The organism is Candidatus Pacearchaeota archaeon, assembly GCA_038874355.1.
GTDB lineage: Archaea > Nanobdellota > Nanobdellia > Pacearchaeales > GW2011-AR1 > JAVZCO01.
The window spans coordinates 238,468-252,755 of record JAVZCO010000001.1 but is presented as its reverse complement, the minus strand read 5'-3'; the positions used below and the strand labels follow the sequence as shown (position 1 = coordinate 252,755).

Below are 14,288 nucleotides of genomic sequence, written 5' to 3'. Positions count from 1 at the left end.
TATTTTGTTAATTTATGTTAGAAATGCTTTTAAGTCCAATTAAAGCAAAACAAAAAAGTTGGTATATGTTTTTTATTGGTTTATTTTATGGTATTATTTCCGTTTTATTAGCAAGATTTTTTTTTGCACATGATATTATAATGGCTAAGCATCTTGGTATTATAATTGTTACTTTTAGTGTAATGTTTTGCACACCTTTCGTTTATTTTTTGTTTAGAATAGAAGAAAAAAAAGAATTTATTGAAGAAAGTTTTTTTAGAGTTTTGAAAGAACATCAAAAAAGTATGGCTGCTTTATTATTTTTATTTTTAGGGTTATTAGTAGGGTATAGTTTAATGTATATTGGATTATCAAAAGAAACTTTTGCTACACAAATAGAGACTTATTGTAGTATAAATAAACCAAATAATTTCCAAAATTGTATAAAAGAGTATGGATTAACATCAAAAACTACCGGTTTTGTAACATCAAAAGATAGATTTTTAGCCATATTCTCTAATAATATATATGTATTAATATTTACTATTATATTTTCATTAATTTTTGGTGCTGGTGGGATGTTTGTTCTCGCATGGAATGCTTCTGTTATTGCTGCTGCTATAGGAATATACACAAAATCTCAATTTAATAAAATTTTTTTGGGCCTCGGAAGATATATGATCCATGGTATTCCTGAAATTGCTGCTTATTTTTTTGGACTTTTAGCTGGAGGAATTTTAAGTATAGCAATAACAAAAAAAGATTATAAAACAGGGAGATTTTTTAATATCTTACAAAATATTTTATTATTAATAATATTAGCTGTTATTATTTTAATTATTGCTGGATTTATAGAAGTTTATATTACTCCTTTAATTTTTGAAAAATAACAAATTGATTAATAATTAAATTTAAATATTAAAAAAATTTTTGATAAGAATGGGAAGATTTGTATGCAAATCCTGTAACTACAGATTTGAAAGAGAAAAAAAACCTTTAAAATGCCCTTATTGTGGTGAATCTTCTATTAAAGAAGAAGAAACAGCAGAAGAATTATTAGAAGGATTGGAAGAGTAAAATAAAAATTAATTGAAATAAATAAAAGATATCTTAAATAGGAATATAAAAATGAATGAAGAAGAAAAAATTATTGAAGAAAGAAAAAAGAGGTTAATTAATTTTTTAAAGAATGGTAAGTTTCTAATTATTTTTTTCTTATTAATTGCTATAATTTTAGGAATTTATATTAGAAGTTTACCTATGAAAGATCATAATGGAAAACCTGGTTTGTGGGATATAACAACAAATACTTGGACATTAGGACCTGATTTAGATCCTTTTCTTTTTTTAAGATATGCTAAAACTATAGTTAATAATAACGGATATTTACCAATTCATGATGAAATGAGATATGTTCCTTTAGGATTTGATACTAGAGAAGAAACGAGATTACTTCCTTACATGATAAGTTGGACCTATTTTTTTATAAGCAAATTTAAAGATATAAATGTAGAATATGCTGCTGTTGTATTTCCTGTTATTATGTTTTTTTTTACAATTATTGTCTTTTTCTTTTTTGTGAGAGAGATTTTTTTAATTAATAAAAAAGATAAAAAAGCTGATATTATTGCATTAATCTCTACATTTTTTATGATTGTAATTCCTGTTCTTTTACCAAGAACCATAGCTGGAATTCCAGAAAAAGAATCTGCTGGATTTTTATTTATGTTTCTTAGTTTTTTCCTCTTTCTAAGAGCATTAAGATCTAATAAGGGATATAGTTACATAATATTTGGTATATTATCTGGAATATCTACTTCTATAATGGGATTGATTTGGGGAGGAGTAATATATATTTTTACTACTATTTCTATATTTATTTTTATTTCCTTTATATTAAACAAAATTGAAAAAAAAGAATTTATTGTTTATAGTCTTTGGATTATCTTTTCTTATATGTTTCTTTTAATTTTTTCAAAAAAATATTCTTTGAAAGGATTATTGACTTCTCTGGATAGTGGATTATCTTTTATTATTTTTTTTATCCTTTGTATTCATTTTATTTTATGGAAAACCCCTTTAGAAAAAAAAATAAGAGAAATAAAAATACCTAAAAATTTATTTTCTTTAATAATCTCTTTTATTTTAATTTTAATTATTATCATTATTTTTTTCGGATTTTCTTTTATTATTGAAAAAATAGATGCTTTAAATCATATATTATTTAATCCTATAACAGGGAGATGGTCTACAACAGTTGCAGAAAATAGACAGCCTTATTTTAATGAATGGGCTAATGAATTTGGTCCTATCATAGGAAAATTTCCTATAATATTTTGGTTATTTTTTATAGGATCTATATTATTATTTTATAATGTAATAGGGAATCTAAAGAAAAGAGATAGAAATATTTTAACTTTATTCTATATTTTCTTTTTAATTGGATTAATATTTTCTCGCTATTCTGAAGATAGTATTTTTAATGGAACTAATTTTATAAGTAAATTATTTTATTATTCTTCTTCTTTATTATTAATAAGTTTTTTACTATATTATTATACAAAGTATTATAAAGAAAAAAATAATGCATTTGAAAAAATAAAATTTAATTATATATTTTTGTTTTCTTTTTTTATTTTATGTTTATTTACGGCAAGAAGTGCAGTAAGATTAATTATGACATTAGCTCCCGTCGCTGTTATTTTTGTTGCTTATTTAATAACAGAGACATTTGATAAAGTTTTAAATTCAAAAAAAGATTCTAAAATACTTTATATGTTGTTATTTATTTTAATTTTTTATTTAAGCTTTTTTGCTTTTATTAGTTTTTTAAAAGAAAGTAAAAAACAGGCATATAATTATGTTCCAGATTCTTATAGATATCAATGGCAACTTGCAATGAAATGGGTAAGAGAAAATACATCGGAAAATGCTGTTTTTGCTCATTGGTGGGATTATGGATATTGGACGCAGTCAATGGGAAATCGAGCTACTGTAACTGATGGGGGTAATGCTATAGTTTGGTGGAATTATTTAACAGGAAGATATGTTTTAACAGGAAACAATGAAAAAGAAGCGTTAGAATTTTTATACAACCACAATGCAACTTATCTTCTTATAGATTCTACTGATATTGGAAAATATGGGGCTTTTTCAAAAATTGGTAGTGATAAAAATTATGATAGATTCTCTTATGGGCCCTTAATTGCTTTAGCAGATAAAAAGAACATACAAGAAACGAAAAATGGAACAATTATTTATTATTACTTAAATGGTATAGTAGAAGACGACATTAATTACCAAGAGAATAATAATAAAATTTTTATTCCTGGTGTTTATTCTGATTCTAAAGATAATATAAAATTTAATGCCTATATTATAGGTATAATATTAGAAAGTATTAAAAGTAATAATACCATAATATCATTTAAACAACCGATAGTAATTTATTATTACCAAGGAAAACAGTATAAAATTCCTTTAAGGTATATATTTTATAAAGATGAAATATTAGATTTTAAATCTGGATTAGAAGGAGGTTTTGTGTTAATACAAGAATTTTATCAAACTGAAACAGGTAATATTAAAATGGAAGAAATTGGAGCTGGAATATATTTGTCTCCTAGAGTTATGAGGACTTTTTTTGCTCAAAAATATATTTTGAATGATCCTTTTAATAGATTTGATAATTTTGAATTAGTACATAAAGAAGATGATCTTTTAGTTAGTTATTTAAGACAAAATTCTGATATTTATGTTGGAGATTTTATTTATTATTATGGAATAAGAGGGCCAATAAAGATATGGAAAATAAATTATAACGGAGATGAAAAGATAAATGAAACTTATTTAAGAACTTCTCAACCACCTGAAATAACCTGGAATTTTTAAAATGGAATATCTAATTTTATTTCCTGTTATGTTAAGTTTTTTTTTAACTTTAATTATTCTTCCAAAATGGATAAAAAAAGCTCATGAAATAGGTTTAAAATGGAAAGATTGTAATAAAAATAAAGAAGTATATGTTGCTGGTTCTGGTGGTATTATAGTTCTATTTGTTTTTGTTATTTCCACTTTATTATATGTAGCAATAAAAACTTTTTATTTTAAAACTACAGAAAATGTTATAGAAATATTAGCACTATTAACATCTATTTTATTATTGGGAATGACTGGTTTAATAGATGATTTATTGGGTTGGCATAGGAAAGGATTAAGTAAAAGAATAAGGATTTTTTTATGTATTATTTCTGCAATACCTCTAATGGTTATTAATATAAAAAATGGATATGGTTTTTTTTATTTATTATTTATTGTTCCGATAGGTATAACTGGATGTGCTACAACTTTTAATTTTTTAGCTGGAATGAATGGACTAGAAGCAAGACAAGGAATACTTCTTCTAGGAGCTTTAGCTATTGCTTCTTATTTTACTAATGTAAGATGGGTTTCGTTAATAGCATTAACAATGATATCTTCTCTTATTGCATTTTTATTCTATAATAAATACCCTGCAAAAATTTTTCCAGGAGATATTTTAACTTATTCGGTTGGCGGATTAATAGCAATAATCGCTATTTTAAGCAGATTAGAAAAATTTGCTTTATTTATTTTTATTCCTTATTTTATAGAAGTATTTTTAAAATTAAGAGGAAATTTAGAAAAACAATCTTTTGGTAAGCCAAAAAAAGATAATAGTCTAGATTTATTATATGATAAAATTTATAGTTTAAATCATTTAGCTATAATTTTATTGAAAAAAATAAAACCAAGTAAAAAAGTTTATGAAAGAGATGTTGTTTTAGCTATAAATATATTTCAAATAATAATTATAATTATTGCTTTTATAATTTTTAGGAATCACATTTTTGGTTAAAGATTTTTTAAAATGTTTAATAAGATAAAAAATTTAAAGAAAGATGAATTATTAAAAGGAAGTTTTTTATTAATTTTTTCAATTTTTATTTTTAATCTGTTTAATTATTTTTTTCATATGTTAAGTGCGAGAATGTTAGATGCTGCTGATTATGGTATTTTGGCTTCTTTAATGGCTTTGATTTATATTTTTAGTATACCTTCAGAATCTATACAAACAATAATAACTAAAAATGTTAGTTTTTTCAATAAAAAGAATGATGGAAAAATAAAAAATTTATTAAAAAAGATTTTAAAAAAATGTCTTTTTTTTGCCTTTGTCTTTTTTATTTGTTTTTTATTTATTTCTTTATTTTTATCTTATAACTTAAAGATAAATTTTTTATTGCTTTTTTTAACTGGTATTTTTATTTTTATTAGCTTTATTACTCCTGTAATTAGAGGTATTTTACAAGGAAAGAAGAAATTTGACCTATTAGGATTTAATATTATCAGCGAAGGATTAATAAAAATAATATTAACTTCTATTTTTTTGTATTTTGGATTAAAAGTTTATGGAGCAATAACTGCTGTAATTTTATCTTCTTTCCTTTCTTTTCTTTTAGGTTTTTTATTCATTAAAGATATTTTATTAAAAAAAGAAGATAAAGCAGAAATAAGGAATAATAACTTTGATAATTGTATAATTCTTTTAATTACAATGATAATTACTATTTTTTACAGCTTGGATGTTTTATTTGCTAGAAAATTTTTTGATCCGACTTTATCTGGTCAATATTCTTTTGTTTCTTTAGTAGGAAAAATTAATCTTTTTATAGGCTTTTCAATAGGAAAAGTAATGTTTCCTTTAAGTTTAGAAAAATTTAATGGAAAAAAACAAACTAAAAACTTATTTAAGAAGGCAATTTTATTAAATTTATTAATCTCTTTTGTTATTCTTTCTCTTTATTTTTTTGTTCCTAAACAAATTATTAAAATATTATCTTTAGGTTCTAATAAGTATTTAGAAGCATCAAATATTTTATTTATTTTAGGAATTTCTTTTGTTTTTTTATCTTTCTCTTATATAATTTTTTTATATCTTTTTTCTATAAATAAAATAAAAAGATTTCCTTTTTTCACTATTTTTATATTATTTTTATTTATCTTATTATTAAATTTATTTCACTATAATATTTTCCAATTTTCATTAATAATTCTATTTTGTTGTTTTTTAATTTTTGTTTATAGTTTAATTTATTTAATAAGAAAATAGTTTTATTTTTTGATATTTTAGTAATATATTTAAATTAGATAATAAAGAATAATAGTAGTAAAAAAATGAAAAAGTTGAGTATAATAATTCCTGCATATAATGAAGAAAAAAGAATAAGTAAAACATTAAAAGAATATTGTTCTTTTTTTCAGGAAAAGAAAAAAAATAAAGAAATTGATTTTGAAATTATTGTTGTAATAAATAACACAACTGACAGAACAGAAGATATAGTTAAAAATTATCAAAAACAATATAAAGAATTAAAATACTTAAATTTTAAACAAGGCGGTAAAGGTTTTGCGATTATTGAAGGATTTAAAGAAGCTTTGAAAGATAAAAAAAATTTTTTTATAGGTTTTGTGGATGCGGATGCTTCAACATCTGCAGAAGAATATTATAAGTTATTAAAAAATATCAACGATTATGATGGAATTATTGCTAGTAGATATGTTAAAGGATCGATTGTTAAACCAAAACAATCTATACAAAGAATAATCGTTTCAAGAATTTTTAATTTTTTAGTAAGATTTTTGTTTTTATTGCCTTATAAAGATACTCAGTGTGGAGCAAAAATATTTAAAAGAAAAGTTATAGAAAAAATTTTACCACAAATTGGAATAACCGAATGGGCTTTTGACGTTGACTTGTTGTATAAAATACAAAAATCAGGATTTAAAATTAAAGAGCATTTTACAATTTGGGCAGATAAAAAATATAGCAAGATAAATTTAAAAAAAGCTAGCTTACAAATGTTTTTTGCAATTATTCAATTAAGAATTTTAAATTCAAAAGCAAAAATATTTTATAAAATATTAAAACCTATTGGAGGATTTATATATAGAAAATTAAAATGAGAATTTTAATTTTTAATTGGAGGGATTTAAAAAACCCACAAGCTGGGGGAGCAGAACTTTATTTAAATGAGCAAGCAAAAATATGGACAAAAAAAGGACATAAAGTTAGTTGGATTTGTGGAGGTTTTAAAAATTGTAAAAAAAGAGAAATTATTGATGGAATTGAATTTATAAGAATTGGAAATTCTTTTAGTTTATATTTTCTTGCACCATTAATGTATTTAAAAATAAGAAAAAATTTTGATATTATAATAGATGCTGAAAATGGAATTCCTTTTTTTACTCCTCTTTTTGCTAAAAAAAAGAAAATATTAATTATTCACCATATACATAAAGATGTTTGGAAAAAAGAAAAAAAATTTCCTTTATCTTTAATAGGATATTTTTTAGAAATGAAATTGATGCCATTAGTATATAAAAATGTAAGAATAATTACTGTATCTTATAGTAGCAATGAAGAAATAAAAAAATTATTCAAAAAAGAAGCTGAAATTATATACAACGGGGTAAACCTAAATAAGTATATTCCTGGGAAAAAAGCAAAAAATCCCGAAATAGTTTTTATAGGTAGACTAAAAAAATATAAAAGTGTTGATATTTTATTAAAAGCTTTAAGTTTATTAAAAAAAGAAAATTTAACTACATATATATTAGGAAGTGGAGATGATGAAAAAAGATTAAAAAAAATAACAAGAGAATTAAAATTAAAAAATGTTATTTTTAAAGGATTTATAGATGAAGAAGAAAAAATAAAAAGATTACAAAAAGCATGGATTGTTATAAATCCAAGTATGATTGAAGGATGGAGTATAACTAATATAGAAGCAAATGCTTGTGGAACAGTAGTAATAGGAAGTAATGTTAATGGAATTAAAGATTCCATAATAAATAATAAAACAGGCTTATTATTTGAATATGGAAATTATAAAGAACTTGCAGGAAAAATTAAACTATTAATAGAAAATAAAAAATTAAGAAAAAAATTAGAAAAAAATGCAATAAAATGGGCAAAAAATTTTTCTTGGAAAAAATCTGCAAATAAATTTTTAGAAATAATGAAAAAAATATAAAATGAAGAAACAAACATGGAATAAATTTTGGAAAGAATACGAAAAACCTTCTGAAGCAGAGAATTGGTTAATAGAAGAAAGACATAAAGTTTTAATGAAGTTAATTAATTTAATTAATAAAAAAAATAAAAGAAGAATAAAAATTTTGGAAGTGGGATGCGGATTTGCTTCAAATAGTAGACTTTTATTAAAAGAAAAATTTGATGTATATTGTTTAGATAAAAGTAAAGTTGTGATTAATAAAATTAAAAAGGATTTAAAAAATTCTTTTGTTGGTAATGCATTTAACTTACCTTTTAAAAATGAAAGTTTTGATATTGTTTTTTCAGCAGGATTATTAGAACATTTTCATAAACCAGAAGGAATAATAAAAGAAATGATTAGGGTAACTAAAAAAGATGGAATAATATTAAATTTTGTACCCGGCAGATACAGTTTATGGCAATTATTTAGATTTTTTCATGGGAAGAATTGGAAACATGGTTATGAAGAAAATTATACTCACAATAAATTATTTCAAAAAACAAAAAATAATATTAAAGATATAAAACTTATTTTGAAAGGTGGTTTAGATCCTTTCTCTATCAATGGCTTATTTATTAAAATTTTTAAAAGAAGATTTATTTTTAAGATACCTACTTTTAATGAAAATGCATTTACTGAAATTTATCAAGCATACCAAAAATTTTAGTAAATAATTTCATAAATTATAGTTGAAACTTGTTTTTTTTCTTTATCTAAAAAATAAACTTGTATTATCCTAACTTTATCAGAATTATTTTCTGGCCAAACATAAGCCCAAGGAGGGGATTTTTCCCAAATTGATAAAATCATATACTTTGGTTTTTTCTCTTCTAGAAATGATAAAAATTTGCTTTCATTTTCTGGAAAGTTATAAGTTGCTCTTTCACTATAATAAGTTATTTGAGGAATAGCTGTAGAAATTATAATATCATCAGGATTGGAGTTTTCTTTTATCCACAAACCAGCAAATTTTAAGTCTTGATATGAATTTAATTTTATTCTTATTATCTCATTTGAATGATTATACATTTGGTATATTCCAAATAATAAAATTGCTAAAATAATTAATATAGAAAAAAATTTTCCTAGATATTTTTTTATAAAAGAATATGTATTTTCTATTCCTTTTGAAGTTAAGATAAAAATACAAGGTAAAGCAATAGCTAAATATCTATCTTCAAAATGATTAACAAAAAAACCAAAATAAATTAATGGAATAATAAAGGCTAAAAAAAGCCAAAGATATTTTTTAAGTTTTTTACTTTCTTTTATTTTATCAAATCCTAAAATAATCTCCAATAACAAAAGAAAAAATCCTATTAAGAAAAAAATGAATAATAAAATGTTAGTATAATTAGGTAGATATTTTATATAATCTATAAATACCTTTATTGGAGTATCTCCTATTGCTCTATCTTTAGTACTACCAATTAATACAGATATTATTACATAAAACGGATTATTATATTTAATATAAGAATAAATAGCATATGGTAAAAATAAAAGAATCCCAAGAAAGATAGAGATATACCATTCACGAATTTTAAAAAATTTAAAATGATTAGTAAATATGAAATAAAAGAATAAGATTATTACAATAAGACCAATTGTAAACCTAATTAATGTTCCAATAATAATTAAAGGAAATATAAAATATATTAATTTTTTAGATTTGTTATAAAATTCTGTTTCTAAAAATAGAAAGTAAACAAAAAGTGAAAAAAAGATTTCTGGAAGATTGACTAATAATCTGTTAGTATAAAATAAGTCTATATAAGAAAAAGATATTAATAATGATGAGATTAAACCTACTCTTTTATTAAATAAAATTTTTCCTATGGTATAAATAAAAAAAACATTTAGAGTAGATATTAGAACAAATAAAAATCTAATTCCAACTTCATTAAATCCTAATTTAAAAAAAAAGGCAGAAATTAATGGAAATAATATAGGTCTTCCATACCACCATCCAGTATCTGGAGTATTAAATGCTATATTTTTAGCTTTTAACATATATTCTGCCTCATCCCACCATAAAGGCTGATTTCTTGTTAGAAAGAAATAATATAAACGCAAGGAAAAAGCAAATAAAAGAATTATTAAAAATGCAAGGTTATAAGGATCTTTTAACCAAACCTTTATTTTTTCTTTTTTTAATTTTTTTTCCTTATTTTCTGCTTTATCTTCTTTTTCTTCTTTAATTTCTTCTTTCATAAAAAAGAAAAGAAAATATAGTTTTTATTCTTTTTTATTTTATTAATTGCAAATAAATTTCTAAGGGTAAAGAAAAATTATTTTATATTATTATAAAGTTTTATATCATAAATTACTTCTTCTAAAGAAACTGGTTGTACTCCATATTTTTGAACTTTAACTCCTGCTGCATGATTTGCCAAAAAAATTGAATCTTTTATCTTTAATTTATTTGCAATACCAACAGCTAAAGATGCCACAACTACATCTCCTGCACCAGAAACGTCTCTAACTTCTCTTTTGTGTGTAGGAAAATGTTTTTTTAATTTTTTAGAATAATAATAAATTCCATTTTCTGAAAGAGTTAATAAAACATTAGAATTAAGAAATCTATATAATTTTTCTGCTAATATCTCGGCATTTTGCAAATTAAATTGAAAATTCAATTTCAACATCTCTTGTGCTTCTTTATAATTTGGAGTTATAAAGGAAGCATTTTTATAATATAAAGTATTTTTTGGTTTAGGATCTATTATTATTGTTTTTTTTGTTTTATTACCTTCCTCAATTATTACTTTTAGTAAATATTTTGTCACAGTTCCTTTTCCATAATCAGAAATAACAATGACATCTGAATCTAAATTATCATAAAATGAATTAATCAAATATTTTTCTTCTTTTTTTGACAAAATTATTTTATCATTTTTGTCTATTCTACATATTTGTTGATTATTAGAAATAATCCTTTCTTTATTTATAGTCCTATTATTTTTTGAAGTTAGGATATAATTATATTTTATTTCATTATTTTCTAATAAATTCTTAAAAATTTTGCTTTCTTTATCATTTCCCAACACCCCGATTAGAATTGGTTCTGAATTTAATTTTTTTATATTCAAAGAAGTATTTCCAGCTCCTCCTAAACAATAAACTTGTTTTTGAAAATTAATTACCGGAACTGGTGCTTCTGGAGATAATCTTTCTGAATACCCTTCTATATATTCATCTAAAATTAAATCTCCTATTACTAATATCTTTTTTGATTTAAAATTTTTTATTTTTTCTATTAAATTTTTCATTAAGAAGTAAAAAAAGAATTATTTAAAAAGATTTATTCATATTATTATATATTATTTTGTACTCTCTATTCTTTTCCATCCATCTTTATAAGGTTGTTTTTTTATTTTTATATGATAGAAAGTTAATAACCAAATATATAATCTTAAAGGAAATAATATTAAAGTAAAGAGAAATTCTTTAAAATTTTTTGGATAAAATAATAAAAAATAAGAATTTTTTATTTCTGAAAAAAAGGTTTTCATTCTTGGTGGATTTTTTACATGTAAAGATAAAGATTCATGTCCTTTAATATTTCTTTTTTTCTGTTCAATAAAATCATGTAAATTATTTGGGTTTTTTACATAAACCTCTGCTTTTTCAGCATAAGCAATTTTATATCCCTTTTTCCAAAATAATATTGGCACAATTGAATCTTCACTAACATTAATAGGAAAATCTTTAATAATTCCATTTCTAAATGCCCATAAATAACCAGAACATTCTATAAATTTTCCTTGTTTATAATTTTTTAATCTTAATTTATGAGCAGCATCAAATAAAACATGAGACCAATAACCAAATAAATCATTTTTAGAATTAATAGATATTGGTCTTCCTGTTACACACCCAATTTTATCATCTTCAAATTTTTCTAAAATCTCATTAATAGAATTTCTAGAAACATAAACATCTCCGTCACTTAAAATTATTATTCTTCCTTTAATTTTTGGCAATAACAAATTTAAAGCATAACTCTTTCCTTTTCCAGGATCTTGAAAAATTTTTATCTTTTTATTTTTTTTAGAATATTTTCTTGCAACATTTAATGTTTCCTCATCAGGAGCGCAAACAATTAATTCATATTTTTCTTTTATTTTTTGATTGATAAAAGATTCTATAGCTTTTCCTATTGTTTTTGGTTCTTTAAATGAAGTTATAATTATACTTATCATAATTTTATAAAATAAATAAAATATTTAAACTTTAGTAGTTTTAAAAAATTATAGAAATATTTTCATCTAAAATTGTAGATAGAGCAATAACAATTAGAGAATTAGACAAACAAAGAATTTCTATAAAAAATAAAATTGTAGAAGAAACTGGGATTGGTTTTAAAGATATTAAAATTAATCATGCATCTGAATAATTATTTTTCACAAAGCCAAATCATAAAATGCCCTCCTTGATCAAATAATAAAAGAGGTTTATCTAAAATTCTTAATATTATTCCTACAAAAGGATATTTTCTTCCTTTTCCTACTTCTACTTTATAAAAATCTTTAATCTTAAATCCTTCTTTTATAAGAATTTTTTCAAATTGATTTTTAGTAAAACTTCTTTCATATCCAGCTCTCCATATTTTTTTATGAAGTATCTTCCCTAATAAAATTTGTAAATATTTGTTAATTTCGAAAAAAGTTATCTTATTAGGAACGGAAATCATTGCTTTCCCATTTTTCTTTAAAACTCTATATAATTCTCTTACTCCTTTTTCTGAATCTGGAAAATGCTCAACAACACCATGGCAAAAAACAATATCAAAACTTTCATTTTTAAAAGGCATTTTTTTAATATCTCCGAGAATTAATTTTGCTTTTACTTTATATTTTCTACAATTTTTTCTTGCTATATCTAATCTTGATTTTGAAATTTCAATTCCTGTAACTTTATAACCATATTTTGAAAAAATAATTACATAATTTCCTACGCCACAACCCCGCTTCAAGTAGTTTTCCTTTTCCTTCTTTAAACCATCCTTTAAAAAGAGTGTTTATATTTGGGAGTTCTTTTAATTCCCAATCTTCATCTCCTTCAAATCCTTCCATTTTAAAATAAACTTATTAATTTATTAATTAAATTATCTAAATTAAATTCGTATGCTTTTTTTCTTGCATTTTTTCTTATTTTTTCTATTATTTTTGAATTTTTTTTATCTAAACAAAATAAAATTTTTTCTGAAAGTTCTTTTTCATTACTTATATTAAATAAAAATCCATTTTTTCCATCTTCAATTATTTCTTTTCCACCATCTGTTTTAGAAGAAATTACAATTTTTCCCAAAGACATTGCTTCAATTAATGCTTGTGGCATTGCTTCTCTAATGCTTGGCAATACAAAAATATCAGAAAAATTTAATTTTTTAATTTTTTGATTTAAATCATAAATTGGAGGTAAAAATTTTATTGATTTGAAATTGTCTTTAATGTTATAGCCTTCTTCTATAGGGCCGATTATTTCTAATTTTATTTTTTTATTTTTATTATAAACAATTTCAAATGCTTTAAATAAAGTTTCGAGATTTTTTATAGGTGCTATTCTTCCTAAAAAAATTATGTTCTTAAATTTATATTTATTAGGTTTTGTTTTAAAAAATTCATTTGGTATGCCATTTGGAATATAAACAATTTTTTCTTTTTTTGTTCCTAATTTTAATAGATGTGGAATTTCCCATTTTGTTATTGTTATTACTCTATCGAATTTATTCAAGTTTTTAGAATAAAAAAAATCATAAATTTTTGTTAATAATGTTAATTTTAGCCCTCTTATTTCTTGAGAAACGAATGGTGCATGAGTTACTAAAAATATTTTACAATTTTTTCTTTTTTTTAATATTTTAGCAAGTTTTAAAGCTTGGTTTGTATGAGGGTGTCTATATACGTGAGCTATTATTATATCTGGAGAAATCTCTATTCCTTTTTTTAAAAAATCCCAAAATAAAGCATTTTCTCCTATTCTAAATTTTATAGGAAATCTATATATTTTTATTCCTTCTACTTCTTCATAAGAAGAAACTATTTTATTTGTTCCTTTTTCTATATTAGAAGAAAAAACATAAACATCATATCCTCTTTTAACAAGCTCTAAAGATTCTTGTTTTACTCTTGTCCATACTCCACATATTCCAGAAGAAAATTCACATAATTCTAATATCTTTTTTGTCATTTTATTAGATAAGAAAAGATATCTTTAAAAATATTT

At 22.1% G+C, this 14,288-nt stretch carries 14 protein-coding genes; 8 read left to right on the top strand and 6 right to left on the bottom strand.

Annotated elements, in window-relative coordinates:
• The first annotated feature begins 14 nt into the window (after positions 1-14).
• The 8 genes from QW117_01520 (at position 15) to QW117_01485 (ending at position 8,724) form a co-directional block, all read left to right on the top strand.
• Entirely contained in the window at positions 15-869 is an 855-nt protein-coding gene (locus QW117_01520) for a stage II sporulation protein M (GenBank protein ID MEM3405632.1), read from the top strand.
• A 49-nt stretch (positions 870-918) separates the two neighbouring features.
• Positions 919-1,056: a rubredoxin gene (locus QW117_01515; protein ID MEM3405631.1), complete on the top strand. Its 138-nt coding sequence runs from the start codon at positions 919-921 to the stop codon at positions 1,054-1,056.
• Positions 1,057-1,107: 51 nt separating this feature from the next.
• A complete protein-coding gene (locus QW117_01510; GenBank protein MEM3405630.1) occupies positions 1,108-3,870 on the top strand; it encodes an STT3 domain-containing protein in 2,763 nt (920 codons plus the stop codon).
• A gap of 1 nt (position 3,871) precedes the next feature.
• A complete protein-coding gene (locus tag QW117_01505; GenBank protein ID MEM3405629.1) occupies positions 3,872-4,855 on the top strand; it encodes a glycosyl transferase family 4 in 984 nt (327 codons plus the stop codon).
• A 12-nt stretch (positions 4,856-4,867) separates the two neighbouring features.
• Entirely contained in the window at positions 4,868-6,109 is a 1,242-nt protein-coding gene (locus tag QW117_01500; GenBank protein ID MEM3405628.1) for an oligosaccharide flippase family protein, read from the top strand.
• A 65-nt stretch (positions 6,110-6,174) separates the two neighbouring features.
• The gene (locus QW117_01495) at positions 6,175-6,963 is read left to right on the top strand and encodes a glycosyltransferase (protein ID MEM3405627.1); all 789 of its coding nucleotides are present in this window, start codon (positions 6,175-6,177) and stop codon (positions 6,961-6,963) included.
• Positions 6,960-8,033: a glycosyltransferase family 4 protein gene (locus QW117_01490; protein MEM3405626.1), complete on the top strand. Its 1,074-nt coding sequence runs from the start codon at positions 6,960-6,962 to the stop codon at positions 8,031-8,033. The genes QW117_01495 and QW117_01490 overlap by 4 nt, the downstream gene beginning before the upstream one ends.
• 1 nt (position 8,034) lies before the next feature.
• Positions 8,035-8,724, top strand: coding sequence for a class I SAM-dependent methyltransferase (locus QW117_01485; protein ID MEM3405625.1), 690 nt, complete (start codon positions 8,035-8,037; stop codon positions 8,722-8,724).
• On the opposite strand, the gene QW117_01480 is transcribed toward QW117_01485, so the two are convergent.
• The 6 genes from QW117_01480 to QW117_01455 form a co-directional block, all read right to left on the bottom strand.
• The gene (locus QW117_01480; protein ID MEM3405624.1) at positions 8,721-10,271 is read right to left on the bottom strand and encodes a glycosyltransferase family 39 protein; all 1,551 of its coding nucleotides are present in this window, start codon (positions 10,269-10,271) and stop codon (positions 8,721-8,723) included. The genes QW117_01485 and QW117_01480 overlap by 4 nt on opposite strands.
• 77 nt (positions 10,272-10,348) lie before the next feature.
• Positions 10,349-11,329: a PfkB family carbohydrate kinase gene (locus QW117_01475; GenBank protein MEM3405623.1), complete on the bottom strand. Its 981-nt coding sequence runs from the start codon at positions 11,327-11,329 to the stop codon at positions 10,349-10,351.
• A 51-nt stretch (positions 11,330-11,380) separates the two neighbouring features.
• Positions 11,381-12,262, bottom strand: coding sequence for a glycosyltransferase (locus QW117_01470; GenBank protein ID MEM3405622.1), 882 nt, complete (start codon positions 12,260-12,262; stop codon positions 11,381-11,383).
• Between the two features lie 194 nt (positions 12,263-12,456).
• Positions 12,457-13,035, bottom strand: a complete 579-nt coding sequence (locus QW117_01465) for a class I SAM-dependent methyltransferase (protein MEM3405621.1) — start codon at positions 13,033-13,035, stop codon at positions 12,457-12,459.
• Positions 12,977-13,135 (bottom strand): hypothetical protein, encoded by a 159-nt coding sequence (locus QW117_01460; GenBank protein MEM3405620.1) that lies wholly within the window; start codon positions 13,133-13,135, stop codon positions 12,977-12,979. Before QW117_01460 ends, QW117_01465 begins: the two co-directional genes overlap by 59 nt.
• A 1-nt stretch (position 13,136) precedes the next feature.
• On the bottom strand, positions 13,137-14,252 hold the full coding sequence (locus tag QW117_01455; protein ID MEM3405619.1) for a glycosyltransferase family 4 protein: 1,116 nt from the start codon (positions 14,250-14,252) through the stop codon (positions 13,137-13,139).
• Positions 14,253-14,288 lie beyond the last annotated feature (36 nt).